The sequence below is a fragment of the Lysinibacillus sp. NPDC059133 genome (assembly GCF_042755925.1).
Lineage (GTDB): Bacteria > Bacillota > Bacilli > Bacillales_A > Planococcaceae > Lysinibacillus.
In genome coordinates, this window is record NZ_JBHZDH010000043.1 from 1 (window position 1) to 23,795 (window position 23,795).

At 33.2% G+C, this 23,795-nt stretch carries 24 protein-coding genes and 1 pseudogene; 17 read left to right on the forward strand and 8 right to left on the reverse strand.

Translation table 11 applies throughout. The features are described from left to right. Window positions 1-155 precede the first annotated feature (155 nt). The 11 genes from ACFXN8_RS19030 (at window position 156) to ACFXN8_RS19080 (ending at window position 8,065) form a co-directional block, all read left to right on the forward strand. Window positions 156-527, forward strand: a complete 372-nt coding sequence (locus tag ACFXN8_RS19030) for a GNAT family N-acetyltransferase (protein ID WP_386847262.1) — start codon at window positions 156-158, stop codon at window positions 525-527. 151 nt (window positions 528-678) lie between these two features. Further along, entirely contained in the window at window positions 679-1,035 is a 357-nt protein-coding gene (locus tag ACFXN8_RS19035; RefSeq protein ID WP_376078705.1) for a hypothetical protein, read from the forward strand. A 245-nt stretch (window positions 1,036-1,280) separates the two neighbouring features. Beyond that, on the forward strand, window positions 1,281-1,751 hold the full coding sequence (gene yiaA / locus ACFXN8_RS19040; RefSeq protein ID WP_376078703.1) for an inner membrane protein YiaA: 471 nt from the start codon (window positions 1,281-1,283) through the stop codon (window positions 1,749-1,751). Window positions 1,752-1,937: 186 nt separating this feature from the next. Then, entirely contained in the window at window positions 1,938-2,804 is an 867-nt protein-coding gene (locus tag ACFXN8_RS19045) for a hypothetical protein (RefSeq protein ID WP_386847263.1), read from the forward strand. A 324-nt stretch (window positions 2,805-3,128) separates the two neighbouring features. Further along, complete coding sequence (locus tag ACFXN8_RS19050) at window positions 3,129-3,722, forward strand: TetR/AcrR family transcriptional regulator (protein ID WP_376078699.1); 594 nt, start codon at window positions 3,129-3,131, stop codon at window positions 3,720-3,722. A 36-nt stretch (window positions 3,723-3,758) separates the two neighbouring features. Further along, window positions 3,759-3,995 carry a hypothetical protein gene (locus tag ACFXN8_RS19055; protein ID WP_376078697.1) on the forward strand — a complete coding sequence of 79 codons (237 nt, stop codon included), beginning with the start codon at window positions 3,759-3,761 and terminating at the stop codon, window positions 3,993-3,995. A 12-nt stretch (window positions 3,996-4,007) separates the two neighbouring features. Continuing rightward, a complete protein-coding gene (locus ACFXN8_RS19060) occupies window positions 4,008-4,256 on the forward strand; it encodes a hypothetical protein (RefSeq protein WP_376078695.1) in 249 nt (82 codons plus the stop codon). 171 nt (window positions 4,257-4,427) lie between these two features. Further along, entirely contained in the window at window positions 4,428-5,156 is a 729-nt protein-coding gene (locus ACFXN8_RS19065) for a DUF2087 domain-containing protein (RefSeq protein ID WP_386847264.1), read from the forward strand. A gap of 122 nt (window positions 5,157-5,278) precedes the next feature. After that, a complete protein-coding gene (locus ACFXN8_RS19070) occupies window positions 5,279-6,001 on the forward strand; it encodes an SDR family NAD(P)-dependent oxidoreductase (RefSeq protein ID WP_386847265.1) in 723 nt (240 codons plus the stop codon). Window positions 6,002-6,366: 365 nt separating this feature from the next. After that, window positions 6,367-6,909 carry an RNA polymerase sigma factor gene (locus tag ACFXN8_RS19075; RefSeq protein WP_386847266.1) on the forward strand — a complete coding sequence of 181 codons (543 nt, stop codon included), beginning with the start codon at window positions 6,367-6,369 and terminating at the stop codon, window positions 6,907-6,909. Further along, window positions 6,899-8,065, forward strand: coding sequence for an anti-sigma factor family protein (locus ACFXN8_RS19080; RefSeq protein WP_376078688.1), 1,167 nt, complete (start codon window positions 6,899-6,901; stop codon window positions 8,063-8,065). Before ACFXN8_RS19075 ends, ACFXN8_RS19080 begins: the two co-directional genes overlap by 11 nt. A 253-nt stretch (window positions 8,066-8,318) precedes the next feature. On the opposite strand, the pseudogene ACFXN8_RS19085 reads toward ACFXN8_RS19080, so the two are convergent. Continuing rightward, window positions 8,319-8,543 (reverse strand): annotated as a pseudogene (locus ACFXN8_RS19085) (IS66 family transposase); the annotation flags it as partial. A 263-nt stretch (window positions 8,544-8,806) separates the two neighbouring features. Continuing rightward, on the reverse strand, window positions 8,807-9,544 hold the full coding sequence (locus tag ACFXN8_RS19090) for a helix-turn-helix domain-containing protein (RefSeq protein WP_386847267.1): 738 nt from the start codon (window positions 9,542-9,544) through the stop codon (window positions 8,807-8,809). Between the two features lie 435 nt (window positions 9,545-9,979). On the opposite strand from ACFXN8_RS19090, the gene ACFXN8_RS19095 reads away from it, so the two are divergent. After that, complete coding sequence (locus tag ACFXN8_RS19095; protein ID WP_386847268.1) at window positions 9,980-11,074, forward strand: DUF418 domain-containing protein; 1,095 nt, start codon at window positions 9,980-9,982, stop codon at window positions 11,072-11,074. Window positions 11,075-11,175: 101 nt separating this feature from the next. Here the strand turns inward: ACFXN8_RS19095 and catA are convergent, their stop codons facing one another. The 3 genes from catA to ACFXN8_RS19110 form a co-directional block, all read right to left on the reverse strand. Further along, on the reverse strand, window positions 11,176-11,829 hold the full coding sequence (gene catA, locus ACFXN8_RS19100) for a type A chloramphenicol O-acetyltransferase (protein WP_376074224.1): 654 nt from the start codon (window positions 11,827-11,829) through the stop codon (window positions 11,176-11,178). Window positions 11,830-12,026: 197 nt separating this feature from the next. Continuing rightward, window positions 12,027-12,548 (reverse strand): GrpB family protein, encoded by a 522-nt coding sequence (locus ACFXN8_RS19105; protein WP_386847269.1) that lies wholly within the window; start codon window positions 12,546-12,548, stop codon window positions 12,027-12,029. A 213-nt stretch (window positions 12,549-12,761) separates the two neighbouring features. Then, entirely contained in the window at window positions 12,762-13,844 is a 1,083-nt protein-coding gene (locus ACFXN8_RS19110) for a helix-turn-helix transcriptional regulator (RefSeq protein ID WP_386847300.1), read from the reverse strand. A 334-nt stretch (window positions 13,845-14,178) separates the two neighbouring features. Between ACFXN8_RS19110 and ACFXN8_RS19115 the strand changes: the two genes are divergently transcribed. Then, window positions 14,179-14,718 (forward strand): GNAT family N-acetyltransferase, encoded by a 540-nt coding sequence (locus ACFXN8_RS19115; protein WP_386847270.1) that lies wholly within the window; start codon window positions 14,179-14,181, stop codon window positions 14,716-14,718. A gap of 306 nt (window positions 14,719-15,024) precedes the next feature. Then, window positions 15,025-16,686, forward strand: coding sequence for a M28 family peptidase (locus tag ACFXN8_RS19120; protein WP_386847271.1), 1,662 nt, complete (start codon window positions 15,025-15,027; stop codon window positions 16,684-16,686). Between the two features lie 97 nt (window positions 16,687-16,783). Here ACFXN8_RS19120 and ACFXN8_RS19125 read toward each other — a convergent pair whose 3' ends face one another. Further along, a complete protein-coding gene (locus ACFXN8_RS19125) occupies window positions 16,784-17,716 on the reverse strand; it encodes a helix-turn-helix transcriptional regulator (RefSeq protein WP_386847272.1) in 933 nt (310 codons plus the stop codon). 240 nt (window positions 17,717-17,956) lie between these two features. On the opposite strand from ACFXN8_RS19125, the gene ACFXN8_RS19130 reads away from it, so the two are divergent. Continuing rightward, window positions 17,957-18,406, forward strand: coding sequence for a VOC family protein (locus ACFXN8_RS19130; protein ID WP_386847273.1), 450 nt, complete (start codon window positions 17,957-17,959; stop codon window positions 18,404-18,406). Between the two features lie 140 nt (window positions 18,407-18,546). Here the strand turns inward: ACFXN8_RS19130 and ACFXN8_RS19135 are convergent, their stop codons facing one another. Further along, window positions 18,547-19,737, reverse strand: a complete 1,191-nt coding sequence (locus ACFXN8_RS19135; protein ID WP_386847274.1) for a macrolide family glycosyltransferase — start codon at window positions 19,735-19,737, stop codon at window positions 18,547-18,549. Window positions 19,738-20,221: 484 nt separating this feature from the next. Continuing rightward, entirely contained in the window at window positions 20,222-20,851 is a 630-nt protein-coding gene (locus tag ACFXN8_RS19140) for a TetR/AcrR family transcriptional regulator (protein ID WP_386847275.1), read from the reverse strand. A gap of 230 nt (window positions 20,852-21,081) precedes the next feature. Between ACFXN8_RS19140 and ACFXN8_RS19145 the strand changes: the two genes are divergently transcribed. Then, window positions 21,082-22,740, forward strand: coding sequence for a M28 family peptidase (locus tag ACFXN8_RS19145; protein ID WP_386847276.1), 1,659 nt, complete (start codon window positions 21,082-21,084; stop codon window positions 22,738-22,740). A gap of 225 nt (window positions 22,741-22,965) precedes the next feature. Beyond that, entirely contained in the window at window positions 22,966-23,505 is a 540-nt protein-coding gene (locus tag ACFXN8_RS19150) for a GNAT family N-acetyltransferase (RefSeq protein ID WP_386847277.1), read from the forward strand. The last annotated feature ends 290 nt before the right edge of the window (window positions 23,506-23,795 follow it).

Below are 23,795 nucleotides of genomic sequence, written 5' to 3' on the forward strand. Positions count from 1 at the left end.
TCGTAATTGTTTGTGTGGTAACTAACAATTTTACATGAGAATCTCTCTTTTTATTTAATTTTCATTGGAAGAAACTAGATAATCAACACGCGTGACCAGATTATGAAGTATGGTCAATTTCTGAGAATAACGCTATCTCTTTTTTATCTGAAGTGATGGGTACAAGTTTTATTGATGTAGAGAAATTTTTAACGGGAATGAGCACCGAACTCCCATCACAAGTAAAGGAAATGTTTACAGTGTATAAAGTTAACAATGAACCTGTTGGTGTAGTTTTTCCTCATATAGAACCAAATACAGATAAGGAAGGACGCATTTTTTGGATAGGCATTCATCCTAATTTTATGGGGTCAGGTTTGGGAAGGAACTTACATACAATAGGATTATACAGATTGAAAAATGAATTTAAAGCTATGTCTTATTTAGGAATGACTCAAGTTGACAATATTCCAATGAGAAATATTATGACTTCAAACGGATGCATTCAAAATAAAAATACAGTAATTTCTTTACAATATTCTGTTTAGGAATGAGTTAATTCATTTAGTCATTCTCTCATGAAAGAGCGTAACTTGTCTGTTGTGTAGCGCTAGTTTTGCGCTATATGGATGGCTAACGATTAACCGATTTCTAGCATTGACTGGAACACATTTTCATATAAAAGGAGGAAACGACAAGTTGAAACTGATTTGTAAAGCGTGTAATTTAGAAATTTCGGAACCATTATCGGAATTAAAAGACCTGAATTTGATTAATGAAAATGATGGTCAAGATTATATTCCTACAGGCTTTTATTTAATTCAAGAGGAAACAGCTTACGAACTATTAAAAGGATCTATCATTATAAACATCAAGGATTTAATCAATTCAAATCACCATTCAGATAGCAGTAGATTAAATGGTTGTTGTGGTCTTGATGGCTGTGATGGAATGAACAGGGTTTGCTTGCAAGGTCACGAAATTGGTACAGAGTTCTCTGATTGTTGGAGGTTTCATAAAGTTGTATTAAATCCAGAGTTCGTACAACTGATTTAAGATTTACACACATACCTCATGCTGGCCTAAGCACAAAGCCAATTCCGGAATCAATAATGCCGAGGCATTATTGATCGCGAAAAAGTAAAGGTTGTGAAGTTATAATGTTAATGAGCATATACTTTAATAACGAAGTTCGTTTTTTCTTGTTCAGCTTAATGGCAGCTTAGTTTTGCAAAGAAGGTGCACTATTGTGTCTCTGGTGCTCCATTTTTAGTAGATTAAAAGATGGAGGCGAAAATTGAATGTCCAATGATCATGAAGTTTTAGTAGATAAAGAAAAACGAAATGATTTAAAAGTGAAAGAAGAAAGGAAAGAAGGCGAACCGACTCCAGCCTTCAAAGGGGCTTCGTGGGCAGCGCTATTAGTAGGTGTTGCGTCTTATCTTATAGGCTTGTTTAACGCATCTATGCAATTGAATGAAAAGGGATTTTATTTTGCAGTTTTAGTATTCGGACTTTATTCGGCGATATCTTTACAAAAAGCAGTTAGAGATAAAGATGAGGGAATACCAGTTACTAATATTTATTATGGTATTAGTTGGTTCGCACTTATTGTATCTATTGCATTAATGGCTATCGGTTTATACAATGCTGGAAGTATTATTTTAAGCGAAAAAGGATTTTTTAGTATGGCATTTGTTCTTAGTTTATTTGCAGCTATAACGGTTCAAAAGAATATAAGAGATACACAGAGGGCAAGAGAAAAAGCTTGAGTTATGTACCACAATGGAGCAGTATCCACTATGCTCAAGGGGTTTCCGTGGCTCGTTCGGGTCTAATAGTGACTTACAAATAGTAGATCAAGCTGCCAAAGTCAAAGGCAGCTTTTTTTATTGATGAGCAGGATTGTTGAAAAAGATAGCGAACTTATTTCTAAATCGTTTGAGGAGGATTGAGAAATGGAAAAAATAAATGAAATCATGGATTTACTAATTAATAAAGGCTTGGTCATAAATGATCATCTAGAATTAAAGAGGTTAAAAAGTGGTACAACTGCGGGCATTTTATATACGATCCTGTGCAAAAATATGCCAATCTATGTGATAAAGCTAGACCATCCTATGATAATATCTGCCACTGAGGAATTCTTGCTTGCCTATAAAAAAGTGAAATTGTTGCCTGATGTTCTTTACACGGATCATAAAAAAGAATTTATTGTGTACTCTTTTATACCCGGAGAAACTCACTATAATCGAGGATCGAAATTAGAATGGATGAAAATATTAACGAAAGAGTTATTCAATCATTATGAAAAGGTGGACACAGACATTCCTTGGGGAAGAGTAAACGGGATTCATAGAAGCTCCTGGTCAGACTTTAATCAAAGTAGTTTTGAGTCTGCCAAAATGAATATAGGTAAGCTCTTACCAAGTGAGGATCATAAAAGAGTAGAGTTGTTGGTAAATACATTAAAAACTGAACACTATCAAGAAGAGAAGTATTACCTTCACGGAGATACGGGTGTTCATAATTTTGTATATTTTTGTAACCAGTTAATAGGAGTTATTGACCCATCACCTTTAATCGGTCCCAAAATTTACGATTTTACCTATGCGTTTTGTTCTTCACCAGATAGTCTAGATTTACATACACTTTTTTCATCGTTTTCCTTGTGGAACGGGTATGAAGCCTTTACGAAGGAACAACTTTTGAATGAAGTTGTTTTTCAATTATATACACGTATTGGCGTGTGTATTAAAGTTCATCCTCACGATCTTACTGGTTATATGGAAGCTTGGGAGGAATGGAGGATGTATCTACCTTAGAACTTATGGTGATACATATTTACATAGTAGAATACGTAGAGGGAAATTAAAAAATAAAAGAAAAGCCAACGTTTTGAAGAAACATTATTCAAAACGTTGGCTTTTTATATCTAGTGAAATCAAAAGCATAGAGTAATTTTTCAATTAAATTTTATTATAAAACAACGCTAAGACGATAAAAAATTTTTTACAGTTGCTTTATAACTATGTAAAATATAAAATATTTTGTTATTTAATCTCTTGTTAAAATTTGGTGTTAATGTTATCGTGTGAATATAATATATGAATATTCATATAAAAAATTCATAAAGGAGGTGCTTTTCTATGGCAAGGGGAAAAAAAGTTTTTTCGGAAGAAGATAAAATTCTGATTAAAAGTAAATTGAAAGATGAATGTATGGCATTTTGGATTTCTCCGGGTTATAAAGAAACAAGCATTGGCGCATTGTGTAAGAAAGCAGAAATATCTACAGGTACTTTTTATAATTTATATTCAAGTAAGGAAGAACTTTTTTTTGAAGTTCTATATGACATTCAAGATACTATTTATGAAAATTTCATTGAGCGAATTGAACAATCCCCTGAAAAGTCCGGCTTTGAAACAGCAATAATCGAACTTTACTATGAATACGAAAGCAAACCATTTCTTTATGACGTGAAAACGACTGACTTCACATCGTTTTATAGTAAACTTTCGGAGGAAATGAAAGAAAAACTAATATTTGATAGTAGTGAACTTTTTCGTACGGCCATCAAACGAGCAAATCTTAAATTGAAGGTTTCTGAAAATTTAGCGTTTTCTACTTTCACCGTCCTTCTATCAAGCATTGCAAGTAAAGAAGGAATTTCAAAGAACTGTGATCACTTAGCAGCCTTTCAATTTATGACGAAGCAGTTGGTAGCAAGCATCTTTGAGTAGAGGCTCTAATCAAATATAAAAGTGGAGGAGATATCAATGAGTTTATTTTGGAGTATTATAGACTTTCTAAAAGAAACAGCACCGTTCTTTATCGCGATGAATATCATTTTAGCCATCTTCCTACTAATCTTAGGATTAGTTCTAATGTCCAAAAAGAATAGAGAACAGAAGGCAAAAATGATTGCCGGAACGGTTTGTTTATCAATTTCAATGTTGGCATTTTTGGGTGCTTTGTCCAATGCATTTTTTTCATTTTTCATTTTTAAAAATTAGGAGGATAAAAAGATGTTAGACAAACTACAAAATATCATGGATGCGGCATGTAAATGGGGGAATAAAAATCTGGGAACCTCTATTCATTTCCCTAAACCAACAAAAAAATCCATGGTATCCAGTGCTTTTTCAAGTGGAATTATTGGTAGTGTAATGACGATTTATGGACTGTTTTTTAAAAGTATATGGATTTTGTTATTTGGTGGACTTGGCATACTAAGCAGTGTTTTCATATATCGGCAAAGTGTAAAAAACGATTAGATAAATAACATAAATTTTTATATAGCTTAACGCTGAGAGGAATCTGTTTTGATTGATTATTGTCAAAATGATTCTTCTTTTTTTTAGATAAACAAATACTATCGTTGTTTACAAATAAATAAACTTATTATATATTGTTTATTAAATGGTGAACGAAGAGAGGTTTTGTTTGTGAGTTTAACTGATTTGACTATAGAGGAATTATCGAGGGGATTTGTAGACACAGGTGATGCATATGAGTGTGTATTTTGTAAAGAAATATTTGATGCCGAAGAAGTGTTCAAAATAGATGATCGTTTTTTTTCGGCTAAAAAAGCTATACAACGCCATATCGAGAATGAACATATCTCTGTGTTTGAAGCGTTACTTCAATTAGATAAGAAGGATACTGGGCTATCAGATATCCAAACTGAATTGCTGAAGCTATTTGCAACAGGGGCACCAGATAAGGAAATTGTTAATAGCACTTCTGCAAATAGCATTTCAACAATTCGACAGCATCGATTTAAATTGAAAGAAAAAGAAAAACAAGCAAAAGTTTTTCTGGCAATCATGCAGGCTTTAGAAACAACAAAAGTATACGAACCAATTCATAAGGGGGCAACACAGGTGGATGAACGTTATGCGATTACAGTAGACGAGAAAGAAAAAGTACTAGCGACGTATTTTAAAAATGGCTTAGATGGTTCAATTGAAAGTTTTCCAAGTAAAGAAAAACGAAAAATAATTTTACTGCAATACATTGTAACGAAGTTTGCGGTAGAGCGTAAATATACCGAAAAAGAAATCAATGAAATTTTAAAGCCTATTTATAGTGATTACGTATCAGTGAGAAGATACTTAATTGAATATGGTTTCCTAGATCGAAGTGAAGATTGTACAACGTATTGGGTGAAATAAGTTTTAAAATGAACGAGCATAGGTAATTTTAAGGACCTAAATATCTCGATAAATCACATTAGTTGTTGCTATTTTTTATATTAACTATACTTATGTTGTAGTCATATAGAAAGGGTGATTGGATGAGTAAGAACTTTATTATATTTGGAGCCAGCCAAGGGTTAGGTGATGCATTTGTAAAGGGTTTACCAACAAAAGGGGATACAGTATGGGTGGTGTCACGCACACGACCAAGTAGTTTAGATATAAATGATGGCGTAAATCGTAAATGGCTGGCTATTGATTTATCTAGTCAACAACATATTCCTGCTTTAAAAGAAGCTTTACAAGGAGTTACTATAGATGTATTAATTTACAATGTGGGAGTATGGGAAAAGCGTGGTTTTGAAGATGACTATACGTTTGATAACGATGAAGTTGGGGATATAGCAAACTTAATTAATATTAATTTAACTTCCACAATTACATATATTCAGGCGTTATTACCTAATTTAAGACAGGCGGAAAATGGAAAAATAATTTTAATTGGATCGACAGCAGGTTTAGATCATACGAATAATGCGCAAGTTTCGTTTGTGACATCTAAGTTTGGCTTACGAGGCATTACAAATGCTTTACGCGAGCATGTGAGAAAAGATAAGATCACTGTAACGTGTATTAATCCAGGAGAATTGGCTGCTGAAGTACCTTTTGAAGAAGGGGTTGAAAAAGCAATTAAGTTGTATGAAGGGACACGTATTCCTGTACAAGATATTGTAGCCATCGTCCAATGTGTGATTAATTTATCACCAGTTTCATGTGTGAAGGAAATAAATATTCCTGCAATTACAGATATGAATGTATAATTCAGTATAAAAAATGGCTCACATGTAGAACGATTCTGTTCAATATGTGAGCCGTTTAAAATGGTGCTTATTTCACAATTATTTCTATCATTATAATTAATAATATCATTTCGATTCATTGAATAAATGGTAAGCCAGAATTATAAATAACAGCGCACCTTAAACTGGTGCGCTTATTTTAATCTGAAAAACAAATCTGAAATTTAAAGCGTAATTTTTTTCAGCAGCCTCAAACACTTCAGAGCGGGCTTGTTGTTTTGTTTATTGAATAACAAATGTCTAAATTCAAAATTAGCGAAAAAATATAGGAAAATTTTGAGAGGAAATGAAAATTTTTTCGTTATAGTAGTAGGGAGGTGAAACAAATGGAGATGGATGAAGTAATCACACGAGTAAAGAATGGTGAAAGTCATCATTTTGCACATATTGTAAAACATTATGAGCAGAAAGTTTTTACCACTGTCATAAGAATAGTAAAAAATCGTGCTGCAGCTGAAGATATCGTACAAGATATTTTTATAAAAGTATTTTATAGCCTACATAAGTATAAAAAAATCGGCTCATTTAATGCATGGCTATACCGAATTGTAGTCAATAATTGTTTCGATTATTTACGAATCCATAAGTTACAAACGATACGAATCGACAGTGATGTAATGGATAATCGTTATCCTGAAAAAGTATTGTTGTTACATGAAAGAAATGAGCAGTTAGAAAAGCTTCTTCAACAGTTGGATGAAACAGAGTACATGGTATTGTTACTGAAATATGTAAATGAGCTAAGCTACGATGAAATAAGCGAAGTGCTTCAAATTTCGTTAAATGATGTTCGTAATAAGTTACACCGAAGTAAAAGAAAACTTAGGTCAATCACAATGACAAAAGGAGGTTATTTTTATGAAATGTGATTCGAATTTGTTGGAAGATTATGTAGAAGGTTTTTTAGATGAGGTTGAACAAAAAAAAACGGAAGCTCATTTGCAATTCTGTGAAAATTGTCAACGTGAATATGAGCAATTAGTAAATGAACAAAAAACATTATTTGCACAGCTCAATAAGCCAATGATGACACATAGCCAAGATGATGCTATTATGCAACGTATTCAAACTAATACAAAGCGTAAAAAATCTTGGTATACTTTAAAAATTACTGTAATCAGTGCAGCCGTTATTATGCTAGGCTTTGCGTTTTATTATTGGAATCGTACACCGATTGAAGTGGCACAGCCGATTGATGAGCCAACACAGTTAGTAGAAACGAATAGTAGCGAGCAGGAAAAACATTTAGATGGTGAACAAGTCTTAAATTATAATGAGCCATTCTTGGATGTTTCTATTGATAAAGTTGTCGAAAATGGGGAAAACATCGATATTCATTATCGTGTTAAATTTAAAGAACAATACCAGCGATACCAAGATAATTTATATAAGCAACATTTGAATATAGAAGTGGCGAACTTACATTCACTTGACGATGCACAAGATGCCTTTTTCGGTAGTGTAATATCAGACATCCGATTTGCAATTCGAGATGAAGCAGGACAATTAATTTTATCTACCAAACGTGATGGACGTGATGGCGAACAACCAATGATTTCAGAATTTTCAAGTGATGGTGGCGGCACAGATGTATTGGGCGAAATGGTTTACACGATATCCGTCCCAAAGTATACTAACCCCGCAACATTTGAAGTGTTTCAAATGGAAGCATCTGTGTTCGATTTATTTGAGACGGAAGTGAATACAGCACAATTACAGCCATTTCAATTTAATAACGTAACTTATACAATTGATTCATTAGAAATCAAACAAGACACATTACATTTACAAATTTCTACGGAAGGTGATCCAAAAGTTCGTGCAGCTGGTTGGGGGATGGTCATTAACGATCGTTTAATTTTTTCTGACGAAACAAACGTACATTTTTCTGATCGAAGAAATAATCGTACCGTTTACAAATTACAGTTTGAGAATTTCGAACAAATCCCAGCTAATTTTAAATTAGTGCCGTCTACTGTAAAGATAAAAACACAAATCGATCCAATTGTGTTAGATTTACACTAACAAAGAAGGTCTCGCTTAGTATAGTGTTTAAACGAAAATCTAGTAATTTGATAAGATTTTAAAATGTGTTTGTACTTATATCTAACTAAGAATTTGTGTATACAACCTTAAGCCCGAAATAAAATACGCACCTATTCGGTACGTAAGACGAATGGCCATCTATCTAAAGTTTTTTTCAGATAGATGGCTATTTTGCGCATGTCACTTGGATATTTTTCGACCAAGGCATGTAATCGTTTAAAATCTCAGGCTGCTAATGAAGTGGTAAATTCGGCAACTCTGTCATTAACTTCACTAGGTATTGATAAAAGTCGATACCATTTGCTTTTGCTGTTTCAGCCAAACTTAAACAGATCGCATTTGCCTTAGCCCCGGCTTCACTAACAGAAAAAAGCCAGTTCTTGCGACCAATCACAGTTGGGCGAATCGCATTTTCAACTGGATTATTATCAATCTCAATTCGACCATCGAATAGAAAAGCTTTTGGTTGTTTATATGTGTTATTTAATTACGGGCTTACAATAAAAGTTGCAGCACGGAATGATATGAGCACGTAAAATTGGCGAGGATTACTACTTACGACGTGCAAACGCAGCTCATTTGATTGTAAATGAGTTCGAACAAAATATTCTTTGCCTACTGCAATAATTTGCTTCTATATTCGGGATGAAATATAACATTCTCTAGCATGTGGTCTATATTCTAATAAATTTAACTTCTTTTAGCAATAAATGATCACGATTAGCTTTCATTTTTATCGCTTTTTTCGGGAATTAGAATTTCTAATTCAAGAATATTACTATTAGTAAAAATGCCGCTTGAGAGCTCCCTTACATAGATAGGGGCATTTTTCTTGTCGATAATGGATAATATTTGTTCCTCAAATTCATCATCAGTTTCACCTAAAATAAATATAGAACTATATTTACCTTCATTCATGATGAAATCAGCTTTATGTTCTGTTTTTATACACATATGATATTCATCTTCTTCAAAAACATAAATAACATCATTATAAAAAAATTGCGTTGATAATTGTAATTTTAAAAAATCTTTGGCTGATAAAGTTTCATTCGTTTTTAAAGTGATTATTTTTTCTAAATGACTTTCTTTTAAGTATTTTATTGAATTTACTTTTTTGATTGTAATATTTACATGATGGTTATCAATTGCCTTTTTAATCTTTTGTAGTTTGTTTATTTCGTCTGAAAGTTCTTTTGATTTCGCTCTTAATAAACTCAAATAATCATTTTTTTCATACGTCGTTAAAACCTCTTTAATTTGTGCGATTGAAAGATTTAAATTTCTCAACATTAATATTTGAGCAAGTTGATAAATTTCCTTAAGAGAATATTTTCGATATCTATTATTATCTGTGTAGGATGGAAATAAGAGCCCTTTTTCTTCGTAATATCGTATTTGATGATGACTGATATCAAATATTTTAGCCAATTGATTTATTGTAATTGTTTCATCCATAATATCCCTCTTCTCTAGATAAATATAAACCCTAGGGCTAGCCTAATGTCAAACAATAAACCTGAGATAAAACCTTAAACAATCACTGATAATGAAAGGAATGGATGTAAGAATTTGTAGGTATAAATTCCATGTGATACAGCTAACGGATTTGCGACGTGTAGGTTTTAGCATCTACCAATGAATAATTGGGCAAATGAATGGAGAGGTGGGCGCAAACAAAAGTTGGTTTGACATTAGGTCAACCCTATAGTTTATAGTGAGGATGTATTAAGAAGGGGCAATAATAAAAAGTGTATAGGTTTCTGATAAATAATGGTTTCATCAATCCTTCATATAGATATAAAAAGTCTATTATATCTATAAAAAGATGTCGTAATTTAACTATTGGCCAATAGATTAGGCTATGAATAGTGTACATAAGGAGGAACATTTATGACCGAAAAGTTGCAATCTAAACGTATTGAAGGGCTAGATTTCGCAAGAGCCTTGGCTATGTTTGGGATGCTTATAGTTAACTTTAAAATTATTATGGGAGCGGCAGGGAGAGGGCCAGATTGGCTTATATGGTTTACAGGACTTTTCGAAGGAAGAGCGTCTGCCACTTTTGTTACGTTGGCGGGTATCGGAGTTGCTTTGATGACAAGAAAAGCTAGAAATGGCGGTGACCTTTCTTCTATTAAAGAAAATAGGATGAAATTATGGAGACGTTCCACTTTTCTTTTTATTCTAGGTTTACTTTTATATGTTGCAGATTGGACTGGAGATATCCTCCATTATTATGGCGTTTATATGCTGATTGCTTCCTTTCTTATTGTAGCTTCTACAAAGCTCATGATCATCCTATCTAGTCTTTTTTTAATAACCTCGCAAATTTTCCAAGTGACAATGAATTATTTGCATGGATGGCATCCTGAACAACCATTTATGGAATATCTTGATTTTTGGACAATAGAAGGTTTTAGCAGAAATCTTTTGTTTAACGGGTATCATCCAGTATTCCCTTGGGTCTGTTTCTTTTTGCTTGGAATGATCCTTGGCAGACTTGATTTATCGGAGAAAGCTGTAAGAAACAAAATGTTGTTTATTTCTATAATTCTACTCATAACAATAGAGGTACTTTCAAAAGTATTAATGCGACTATCTCTATCGGTATTAGATTTAAACAGTGCAGAATTCTTGTTTCAAACAGGGCCAATTCCACCAAATATTTTATATATGCTATCAAATTCCGCTTCTGCGATCATTGTCATCGTTGCTTCTATTTATATAGCAGAAAAGTTTGCTGGACAATGGTTGACGAAATCACTAATACAAACAGGACAATTAACATTAACGCATTATGTAAGCCATGTATTCATCGGAGTTGGCATATTGGCTTTATTCAATAGATTAGAAAACCAAACGTTAGCATTTTCATTAGTATTTACACTATTGTTTTTCGTAGCGAGTATTTTATTTTCTGTTTTATGGAGCAGAAAATTTAAAAGAGGACCGATTGAGTGGGTGATGAGAAAAATTACAAATTAGTAGCGGAAGTGAATTTTTGTTACATAAGGTGAGATTAGAAAGCGTTCCTGTAATAAGCAGGAACGCTTTCTACAAAAGAAGCAGGTTCTAGCGGAAAATATTCAATCTAATAACCAGCTATGGGATTCATCGGCATAACTCTGAAGGTAATTCATGAATAAGCCTGCATGATAACCATCACAAACAGCGTGGTGCATTTGTAAAGAAACAGGAAGATAAATAGCATTTTCCTTCTGCACAAATTTACCTGCAGTGATAATCGGTAAAAGGTAATTACCTCCATTATTGATGTTGAGATTAAAACCAGTAAATGAACTCCATGGAATCATGGATATGTGAAAAATATTTTCTGGAATAGGGAATTTTGGAAATAAACTTATCCTACCGTTATATTTCTTTAAATCACTTTCGTAATTCTGATGGAACTGTTTAAAATTATCCGATGTTTCTGTCCAAATGCTCGAAAATGTCTCTGATTCCTCATTAAAAATCGTGTAACTTGGATTTAGTTTTTCCCAAAAACCTAATTCTCCTTGGCTATTAAAACACGTTCTAAATGCAATATTGGTGTTGATAGCTTTTGTTACCATATATATGAATGTTGGATAAAACTTAAAATTATTATCTTTTATGTTTTTATACAGAATGCTAATATCTATTTCTGACGTCATACTAAATGTTGTTTGTTGGGTAATATAATGCTCAAAATACTCGTGTCGATGCCAGCTCTTTCGATCAATTTTATTGAAATTCATTATTATTTGCCTCCTAAATATTATTACTTTTTATTTAGGAGGCTATTTTCACTGCTTTTTTCATAGATTTCACCCTCGTATATGATAGTGTCTGATAAAAAATTATATCCACTTTTTTGTTACTCAATATTCTATATCCTATATCCTTATAATAGTAAAGAGGGCTTTCAAGGACAGCCACTAATTGAAAATTTATATTAACGAACAGTCCAATACCACTTAATAGCATCTTTTTCAACGTTTTTAACAAAATCGTCTTTCCCGTCGCAATAGCCATCAATATCATTTGGATGCTGCATGGCAAGTTGGCTCTTTATTTCTCCATACTGCCTGCAAACTTCGGGATGCTCTCGAAGGTAATCTCTAAATGCTAAATGTCTTTCTATTTCTTCAATGTTGTTATATTGAAAAGCGTGAATTTGATGTGTGCGATGATCGCCACCTTTACGGAAATATCTTCTTCCAGTAATCCCGAATTCGCCCTTAACTTCGTATCCAATCTCTTGAAATTGCTTAGAAAATGAATCCAATTTATGAATATCATTGACTACTAGTAAAATATCAATAATTGGTTTTGCTTTTAGTCCTGGAACTGATGTGCTTCCAATATGAAAACTATTCACTAATTCTTCTTGAAGGATATCTCTAATGGAACGTTCCTCTTTCTGATAGTCGCTGCTCCAATTGTGGTTATAATCTACAACTTTTATAATCCTCATTCAATACACCCCACTCTTTGTTTTGGTTGACAAATTTTATGAATTATTACAGATTATAAAAAATCTAATGCATTGTCAATGGTGTTGTTTAAAAATAAAGGATATTTTAATTTTCTCTACAAAGCAGATAATTCGTTTTTTCATGGCGAAGAAGAGTTTTGTAGCAACTCTTCTTCCACTCTAAAGGGGAGGGAGGTAAGCAACGCTCAATCTTTATTTTTGTGTTGCTTTAATTAATTCTAAATATTGAGAATCCCCTAAACCATATTGAGGGAAAAGATGCAGCAAGTTTCGAACGATTTCACGGTGAGGAAGATTTTGATGTGTTTGAATGTATTTTGTTATTTCGTTATCGCTTTGCAACAATTCTAAATACAATTTGATTCCTTGATACATGACAGGCATCAGTTCTACATCTGGCATACGGTGGTCTAATAATACTGCTTCATATATATCAAAAAAGTTACCTATAGTTATTTCAGTTTCTTTCACATCATATGTTTGCTCTCTCACCGAATGATAATAAACAGTTCCTTTAAATGATATTTGTTCTAAATAAGCTAAGATCGTTATTAAATTCATCTGACAGAACATATCTTCACCAAACCAGAGAACGATACATTGATATTTTTTTGAAAATAATGTCTTATTAAGTGGTGCAACTGTAATTGTTTCATATTCTGTTAATGAGACTTGATGTCCTGTCGCTCTAACCTGATTGAATGAGTCGCTAAAAATTGTTTTAACGGTGTCGTGTACACACATCGCTTCATTAAAAGGTGCGTAATCGCTTTTTCCCATTAATTGCTGAGAACTGAATTCTTCGTACATATGTTGTCCATTTAAAATGTTCAATACTTCATGATCAAAATGATTATCCACATGCTTTTGTAAATCTTCAATTCTTAATTTTTTTGAAATATCCATATAATAACTCCTCGCTTCATTCATAGTGAGCTTTACATAAGATTGCAATGGTTCAGGACATAAACGAAAGGCATTGGGGGTAACACCGAATATTTCCTTGAAAGCACGAGAAAATGCTTCTTGCGATGAATAGCCATGCTTGATCGCTATTTCAATGATCCTTTCATCTGTTTCACTAAGGGAGATTGAAGAAAGGTAGGTTTTTCTAAGGGTCATATAACGTTTAATGCTAATGCCTGTTATTTGATGAAATTTAAAGGAACAGTAATAAGAAGAATAGCCCATTGCTTCACTTAGTTTCATCAGAGAAAACCCCTCAAACAGATGCTCTTCAATCCAATCAATCATATCTTGAATCATATTGTTCATCATGCATCACTCCTGTTTTTAATTATAGTGAAGAATGGAAAGGGGTTTTGATATTCGTTGTGTAAAAATCGTTTAATAATAGCTCAAATAAATCAAACGGTGTTTTTTCTCGGTCTTGATTGAAAAACCTTTTTCTGCTATTAAAGATATTGTAGCATTCAGTAATACCTCTTTTGTTTTATTTCCTTTTTTTCCTACCATCTATCATTAACGTACCTCCAAAGAGTGCGATTTAGTTATAGTTTGAGTATCTTGGTTTACAAATGTGCGGTTATTGATGGTGGACTGGAAGGATATGCTATACTGGATGTTTTCATAAAGAAAGGGGATTAAGATGTTAAACAGTGAAAATATTTATTTAAGAGCATTTATTTTATTAGATGCGGAGAAATTATTACAATTGCAAATTGAAAATAAAGATTTCTTTGAGCAATATTCAATGAATCGTCCTACTAATTTTTATTCTTTAGAGCATCAAAAGAATTTAATAAAAAAGTGGGAAGAAAACTCAAAACAAGATATTGAGTTCAAATTTGGGATTTTCCAAAAAGATAATGATGAATTAATAGGTACCATTCAATTATTTCAGGTCAATCGTGGATCACTTCAAAATGCGATTATTGGCTATTTCTTAGATAAGAAACAAAATGGCAAAGGTTACGCTACTGAAGCTACTAAGCTCATTGTAGACTATGCTTTTAATACACTTACTTTACATAGAATTGAGGCAGGTGTTATGCCACATAACTTCGGTTCAATTCGAGTTTTAGAAAAAGCCGGTTTTCATAAAGAAGGTATAGCTAAGAAAAGTGTGAAAATAAACGATTGTTGGGAAGACCATCAGGTATTAGCCATTATAAATCCAAATGATTAATTTCATTATCTATTCGTACTAAATTTTTCTAAATTCATTAATACACAAAAAATAAAAACCTCTTGCTGGATTAAAGTGTACCCTTTGTAAAGGGCATTTTTAAAAAAGCTCTGGGCAACTTGAAGAAGATGATGTCTGTATTGTGCAGCCGTCATCTTTTTTTAATTAAAATTATGGACCGTTCTGTTAGATTTTTTGGTGAACCAATTGCTTATTAGAGTAAAAACGTTTGGGAAGTAAGGAAATTGAATTTGAAACATATAATGTATTTGGTTAACTAAGAAAATTGAAGAAGGAGAGAAATAGATGAAAAAAAGAAAATGGCTTATTTTTTCGCTAGTACTAGGATTGTTAACGCTGTTTATTAGTTTTAGTCAATTTTTGAGTCCTTCTAAAGAAGAAATGGGGGAAACCGAAAAGGATTTTTCATCAGATCAAGCTCTGAATTATTTAAAGGAAGTTGCAAAGGAACCACATCCAATAGGCTCTCCTGCGAATAAAAGGGTAAGGGATTATATAGTCAAACACTTTCAACATCTCGATATACCTGTTGAAATTCAATCGAAGCCAGTGAAGGATCTTAGAGGTGAGAAGTATGCTTCAGATGTAGGTGCAAAAAATATTGAAAATATTATTGCAAAGATCCAAGGGACATCCGGTGATGATCATGCGATTTTACTAACGGCTCATTATGATTCTGTAACAGAAACCCCTGGAGCATCCGATGATGGTTATGGCGTTGTCACAATTATGGAGACAGCAAGAGCACTAAAACAAATGTCGGCACCTAAAAATTCTATTTATTTTGTTTTAACAGACGGTGAGGAGCTGGGTTTACTTGGAGCGAGTGCACTTAAAGATCGAGCGGATGTTTTAGATAAAGTGAGCGTTATGTTAAATTTCGAAGCGAGAGGCAATACGGGAGTACCGATTATGTTTGAAACGAGTTCAAATGATTTAAGGTTAGTGCAATTGTATAAAGAGATTGTTCCATATCCTGTTGCCTATTCATTTGCTTCTGAAATGTATAAAAGGATGCCGAACGATACCGATTTTACTGAATTGAAAGTGACAAAAAAATTAGGCTATAATTTTGCGAATATGAATGGATTAGAGGCGTATCATGCAGAGATAGATCGTGTGGAAAATAGTGACGAGGCAACAATTCGTCACTTTGGGAGCTATGTTCTTCCTTTAGTGAAAAAGTTTATGACGATGGATGCTGAGGAATTTCAAACGATAGAGGAAAGTAAAAGTAATGCGATTTACTTCCCGTTAATGAAAAAAATACTAGTTGTGTATTCCGAAAAGTTAGTAGTCCCATTGATGATTACTTTAATTGCCTTAACAGTCGCAATATCTATCTTTAGCTTTAAAATGAAAGTGATACAGATTAAGGGATTTGCTTTAAGCTTATTAGCGATAATAGGTAGTCTTGTTGCGATGTTCATCTTCTATTTTCTGCTAATGCGTCTTTCTACAATTGTATTGATCGGTGAAATAAATGAATATAATATGGCGATGTTTGGTACGTATGATCCGACGATTCTTACGGTGTTGGTCTTATTCGCGATGGTGTTTTGTCTCTTTTTTGCGAAGTGGATTTCGAAAAGATACGGTTCGGCGAATTTCGTGATGAGTACGCAGGCTATATGGATTTTATTGGCCGCGTTGACTAGTTATACGTTCAAAGGTATTAGTTACGCTTTTACGATTCCAGCAATCATAAGTTTGCTGTTGATTTTACCAATCATATTGAAAGCTAATTGGCGGAAGGGTGTGTATCCATATATAGCAGTTGCAGGATGGACAGTTCCAAGTATTCTATTACTTGCGCCAATTATGTATTTGATATATGTTGCACTAACAATTAGTATGGCACCTATAATAGCCATTCTAACCGCAATCATTATATTCCCAATAGTAGCAATTGTAAATTGGTTAATGGCTTTTGATGATGAAGCATAGACGGATTAAAGTTGGAGAAAAGCGAATTCGTTTTTCTCCTTTTCTTTGTCCAAGCAAAATCATTTATTTAAAGTTACTCGGCTGTACAACCCCAAAATTATAATTTTTGATAGTGATTAAAGAGGCTCTCTATTTTATCCTGAATAATTTGTTTTAATGATTCTGGCCTGACTGATATTACACTATGACCGTACCTCATAAAATAGTTAGCGATAAATTCCTCTTCTCCAGGATTATAAAATCCCTTTACGACTGTTTTATCACCAATTTCTAATTTCATAGAAGGATAATGTTCTTTATAAAAAATATCCTTTGCTTGTGCTAAAATCTCTACTTCAAAATCAATACTCTTCTCGGATTGATAAATTTCTAATGAACGACTAATAAGTTCATCTATAGAAAGTTGAGAATTAAGTTCTTCTATGAAGGTTATTTTATCACATCTGAAAACTTTAAATTTATGCGTATCGAACTCTATGCCAGTTGCATACCATTGACCAAACCTAGCGGAAATTTTGAAAAATTGAACATGGTAACTTTTTTGCTCGTTATTTTTCAAATATTGTATCTTGCAGCTACTTTCATTAAGAATACTCTTTAAAATTTTATCTAAGAAACGACTAACATTATGATGCTGATTTACTTCAAATTGTAGAACTTTTTTCATTTTATGAATTTGCTGTATTTGATTGTTCGACAGACAGTTTTCGAACTTTTCATTAAGTTTATGAACGCTTAAGTGGAATGGGGTTGATTGATAAGATTCTAGCGTCAGCATGGCAAAGTACAGAGCATATACTTCATCGATTGTAAAAATAATAGGGGATAACAATCTATTTTTTAAGATACCGTAACGGCCATGTCTGCCATGCTCAGCAAAAATAGGCATACCCAATTGTTCTAATGAACTAATATCACGTAGAGCTGTACTTTTGGAAATATTGTATTTAGCCATTAGATCACTTAAATTAAAGTACTCCCGACTGTTCAAGTATCTAATCATGTCATTTAATCTTTCTGATTTCTTCATGTGAATCACCTCATTAAATTCGTCTTGGCGTAATTGCATCTCGATTTTGAATTGTGTTTGGACACCCTCTGAAAAGGAACCATATCCGCAATCATCTCACAACTTTAGAGGTGGGAGTCTTCTACTGAATGAAGATAAGGGTGTCATGTTTTGATACCTTTATATCTTAAAATAGAGTCAAGGTAATATCAATTGATAAGATATTTACCAAAAATGATTTTATACAGGGAGATTGATAATATGAGTACAACACTAGAAGTAGCTATTTTCTTATCCATGAACGGAAAAGCTAAAGAAGCGGTCGATTTTTACAAAAAGCATTTTAACGCAGAGGAATTGTTACTCGTTACCTATGAAGACATGGCAAAACGCGACAGCTCGTTGCAGATTACTGAGGAGAATAAACATTATATTACTCATTCCGTTTTAACAATCGGAAAAACAAAGGTTATGTTGGCAGAAGATACAATGGATGTATCAGAAAAATATGTAGTGGGGAACAACAGCTCACTGTGTATTCAAAGTGCGGACTTAGAAGAAATCGAACATTTTTACAAGAGTTTGACGACAGATGGGAGAGTGAGAATCATTGTTCCACTATCGAGTAATGCTTTTAGTAAAGCATACGGTATACTTGAAGACCCGTTTGGTATTCAAATACAATTAATGTTTGATGATCGATTACATTAATACATGGTTCATTTATACAACATGTAGCCATCGTTATTTGACTAGGTGTGGAAAAAGCTGGGTATGGGAGCGATCTTTATCCAGCTTTTTTATTTTATTAATGAAAAAGCTACCAATAATGGCAGCTTTTAAATACCGTATTAACTTTTAAACTTGAAAATCTCGTCAACAGCTTTGTGATACCCACCAGAATGTTGGAAGGATTCTTTAATGTTTGCAACAGCATTTTGGATGGAAGGGGTGTTTAACACATGATTGGCAGCTTCATTTAGTTGATTGGCTGTCAAACTTTCCATTTGTAATTGAATACCTGCTCCAATGTTGGTAACTTGCTCTGCAATGATTGGCTGATCCGCACTTAGTGGAATTACGATTAGCGGAACCCCGTTATAGAGAGCTTCATTTGTGCTATTCATGCCACCATGTGTGATAAATAATTTGGTATATTGTAGCAATCCGGTTTGTGGAACATAATTTTTCACCATGAAGTTTTCAGGAATATCACCTAATGCATCAAGTGGTGTTTGTTCCCCAATCGACATGACAACCGTATGCTCAGTATTCCCAAATGCTTTCAAACACAGCTTATAGAAATCAATGGCTTGATTTAAGACCGTACCTAATGAAATATAAATAGGGCGTTTTCCCTTGATTGCAGAAAGGTCGAAGTCTTCTTGCGTTAACCGTGAAGAGATGGAGGGACCTACAAATTTATAGGATTGGTCAAATGCTTCTCCAAAAGGTTGAAATTCTCTCGTTGTATAAACGATTGTCAGTGGTGCCGGGTTACAGAAAACTTCATAAGGTGAACTGATGTCAACACCATATTTTTCTTTGATTTTTGTTGTCAGGTTTAGAAAATCATCATTTATTCTTGTTAAAACTTCAGTTGGGACATTTTGTGAAAGATGTTCTAATGTTTGATCGAATGATAGTTTAGTCTCTGCAAAAGATGTGCATGAATTAATTGCCGGAAGCTTCAGGATTTTGGCAATTAGATGACCACAACCAAACATAGAATCGTGGATGATGTAATCAAAATGTTCTCCTTTAATTTGTTCAAGTACGCTAGGTATGACGATATCTGCAGTAAGTAAAAGTCCATTGACCCTTTCGAGCAAATGATTTCTTCCACCTGAAATAAAGGCTTTTATAAATTTTTGACCGTCAAACGTGCGCACAGTCGCTCCCGTCTTCTCAATACGTTCCCGAAAAGCTTCTATCGTAAAGAACACGACCTCTTCTCCTCGCGATATTAGCTCCTGCACAACGCCAATAGTTGGATTGATGTGTCCTTCTGATCCACCATTAATAAATAAAACACGTGCCAATTCTACCACTCCTTAAGTAAAGATATTTTCAAGATTGTGTAAGAGTAATGGATACTGTCACATATCATTGCTTAACTATGGTAAAGCACCGTGAAAGCTTTTAGCAAGTTTAAGCATTTATCTTTTTTAGATGAACAGCCAAGCACAAAGCCGATTCCGGATGCCATTATGCCGAGGCATAATTGATAGGGAACAATAATAGAAAGAATAGCCCATTTCTTCACTTAGTCTTATCAAAGAAGACCTCTTAAACAAATGCTCTTCAATTCAAACAATCATATTTTGAATCATATAGTTCTTTATATTGAAGAAAGAAAAATGGGTTTTGATATTCGTTGTGCTTTTTATGAAGGTGGACATGATGTAATATTAAAAAAATTTGAAAATATAAAAAACCGAATCTATCAATACATGTATGAATAGATTCGTTTTTATCTAAAAATGTCAGTTAGAATGGAAAGAACTTTTGTATTTTACCTTTTAATTATTTCTTGTCTATGAGTGTTTGAATATAGATTTCGGTCATTTTAATTTGTTCTTTCCACAATGAAAGGAGCCATTCCTTGTCCGTCGTAGAGATTAAAAAAGTCGCAAATCCATTTATATAAGTTACTATTAAATCATCCACTAGTTCAATGTCAGAAGGGGTTAGTTTATCACCATAAAAATCATTTAATAAAAGCTCAAATAAATCAAACGGTGTTTTTTCTGAGTCTTTACTAAAGATAAGGTCTTCAAACTCTTGATCGTAGGATGCTTTCACTAAAAATTGCATTTGAACATTAATCAAATTTAAGTATTCTTTATTCTGTTCATCAATAAAAAAAAGAAAATATTTTACCATAATATCAGAAAAAGAATCTGTTTCTATCGACTCATTATAAATTTTTGCTAATGAATCATTCATGAGGACATCAGAATAAATAAAAGCTTCTTGTTGGATGGACTCCATAGAACCGAAGTGATGGAATACACTTGCTTTACTGACATTTGCCTTCTTTGCAATGCTGTTAGCACTTAGCGCCTCTAAACCATTTTCTGCTATTAAAGATATCGTAGCATTTAGTAATGCCTCTTTTGTTTTATTTCCCTTTTTTTCTCTTCCATCTATCATTAACGTACCTCCTAAGAGAATGGTTGTCACATTTTAATCATTATATCACAAATCAAAGTTCTTGACCGTTCGGTTAGTTTTAAGTACAATTTAATTGACCGTTCGGTTAGTTTTATTTGTTGAGCCAATTATTCTTGAGAGTAGATTGGAAAATAAATGAAAACTTATATTATGTCTAGCTAGCTATAAAATTCAGTTTTAAGTAAGTAGAAGAATAAGGAGAGAAAAAGTTGAAAAAAAGAAGATTACTTGTGTTTGCAATATTACTTGCATTGTTAACGTTTTTTATAAGTTTTAGTCAATTTTTAAGTCCTTCTCAAGAGGAAGTGGGAGAAATAGAAAAGGATTTTTCATCGGATCGAGCGCTTAATTATTTAAAAGAAGTAGCAAAGGAGCCACATCCAATAGGCTCTCCTGCGAATAAAAAGGTAAGAGATTATATTGTAAAACACTTTCAAAATATAGATGTGCCTGTCGAAATTCAATCGAAGCCAGTTAAAGATATAGATGAGAAGTATGCTGCAGAAATAGGTGCAGAGAATGTTGAAAATATTATTGCAAAAATCCAAGGGACATCCGGTGATGATAATGCAGTTTTATTAACAGCTCATTATGATTCTGCACCAGAAACTCCTGGAGCAGCAGATGATGGTTATGGAGTTGTCACTATTATGGAGACGGCAAGAGCATTAAAACAAATGCCGGCACCTAAAAATACAATCTATATTGTTCTAACAGACGGTGAAGAGGAAGGAACACTTGGAGCGACTGCTTTACTAGATCGAACAGATATATTAGACCAAGTACGCGTTATGATCAATTTCGAAGCAAGAGGCAATACAGGGGTACCGATTTTGTTTGAAACAAGTTCAAATGATTTAAAGTTAATGCAGTTGTATAAAGAGATTGTTCCATACCCTGTAGCATACTCCTTTGCTGCTGAAATGTATAAAAAGATGCCGAATTATACAGACTTTGACGAATTAAAAGAGACAAAAAAATTAGGGTATAATTTTGCTAATATGGGTGGATTAGAGGCCTATCATGCAGCGATAGATCGTGTAGAAAATAGTGACGAGGAAACAATTCGTCACTTTGGTGACTATGCTCTTCCTTTAGTGAAAAAGTATATGATGATGAACGCAAAAGAGTTTCAAGCTATAGAAGAAAATAAAGGTAATGCGATTTACTTTCCATTAATGAAAAAAACATTAATTGTGTATTCGGAAAAGTTTGTAATCCCATTGATGATTGTTTTACTTGTCTTAACAGTTGCAATATTTTTCTTCAGCTTTAAAAAGAAAGTGACACAGATTAAAGGATTTGCTTATAGTTTATTAGCGATGATTGGAAGTCTTGTTTCCATTTTCATTTTCTATTTCCTTCTAATTCGTCTTTTATCATTTGTATTTAACATTGAGATAGATGAAGATGGGTTGATTATGTTTGGTACGTATGATCCGTTGATTCTTACGTTGATGGTCTTACTTGCTATTGTGTTCTGTTTCTTTTTTGCGAAGTGGATTTCAAAAAAATATGGTCCTGCGAACTTTGCCATGAGTACGCAAGTTTTATGGATTGTTTTGGCTGTGATAACAAGTCTTACGTTCAAAGGTATTAGTTACGCATTTACGATTCCTGCGATCATTTGTATACTGTTGATTTTACCGATTATTTCCAAAGTAAATTGGGCGAAGGCTAAGTATCATTATGTAGCAGTTACAGGATGGATAGTTCCAAGTATTCTATTACTTGCGCCAATTATGTATCTTATCTATGTAGCGAGAACACTTAGTATAGCACCTGTTATTGCAATTTTAACAGCATTAATTTCATTCCCAATCATAGCAATTGTGAATTGGTTAATGGTAGAAGATGGCGAATTATAGCTGACAAAAGTGATTCATTTTAACTGTCTTGAATATGTTTATAGTTGTATAACTATGCTGATTGATAATTTTTGATAGTGTTTGAAGAGGTTTTCTAGGATAAAAAGCGTAGCGTCAGATGTTGAAAACGCTGGATATTGAACTATCAGTCAGAGTCAGGTTTATTTATAAGAAAATTTAGTATGAGTATTATTTCTTAAGACATATCGATAGGGAGAGATCGGATTGAAAATTGAGAAGATTTTTGAATATGAAATTAATGGTCCATTAAGAATTAAATTACAACGATTATTAGTAGAGTGCTTTACTGAAGATTATCCAAAAGATAGGATTTACTTTAAACAATTACCGCATTTTAGATTCATAGCAATTGATGACAAAAATCACCTTGTTGGTCAAGTGGGCTTGGATTATAGAGTAATGAATTTAAACGGGAAACCTATAAGGGTTCTTGGCATCATCGACTTATGTGTATCAAAAATGAAGCGCTCACAGGGAATAGGTTCATTACTACTCTCGAAAATAGATGATTTCTGTGAAGGGAAGTCGGTTGATTTTTTACTTTTGTTTGCAGATAACAAAAAATTGTACTTAAATGCAGGATTCAAGTCTGTAAATAATGAGTGTACATGGCTAAAAATAGACGATGAAAATCAAACAACTTACGGAATAGGACATGAAAAAATGAATGAACTTATGATTAAAGAAGTAGGCGATTTAAAATGGGAAAATGGCAAGATCGATTTACTAGGATATCTTTATTAATCTAAAGGATGCATTAGTTGCTTAATAAAAAATTAATTTTGAGGATAAACATATACTAGAGGAATTTTGTCGTAACGATTGCACCTACCATTGTGAACCATAGAGGGGTCATGATATGGGGAACGATTGTTTCTAACGGTCCTTTTACTGCGATAAAAACTAACGAATATTTTTAGATTGAGCTTATGATGGGATAAAGTTTATGAAGAAACAAACAATCACGACTGATTTCATTATGAATTGAGGTTCACATTGTGTGAAGTTTAATAATGTCTTCTATCTAGCAGTTA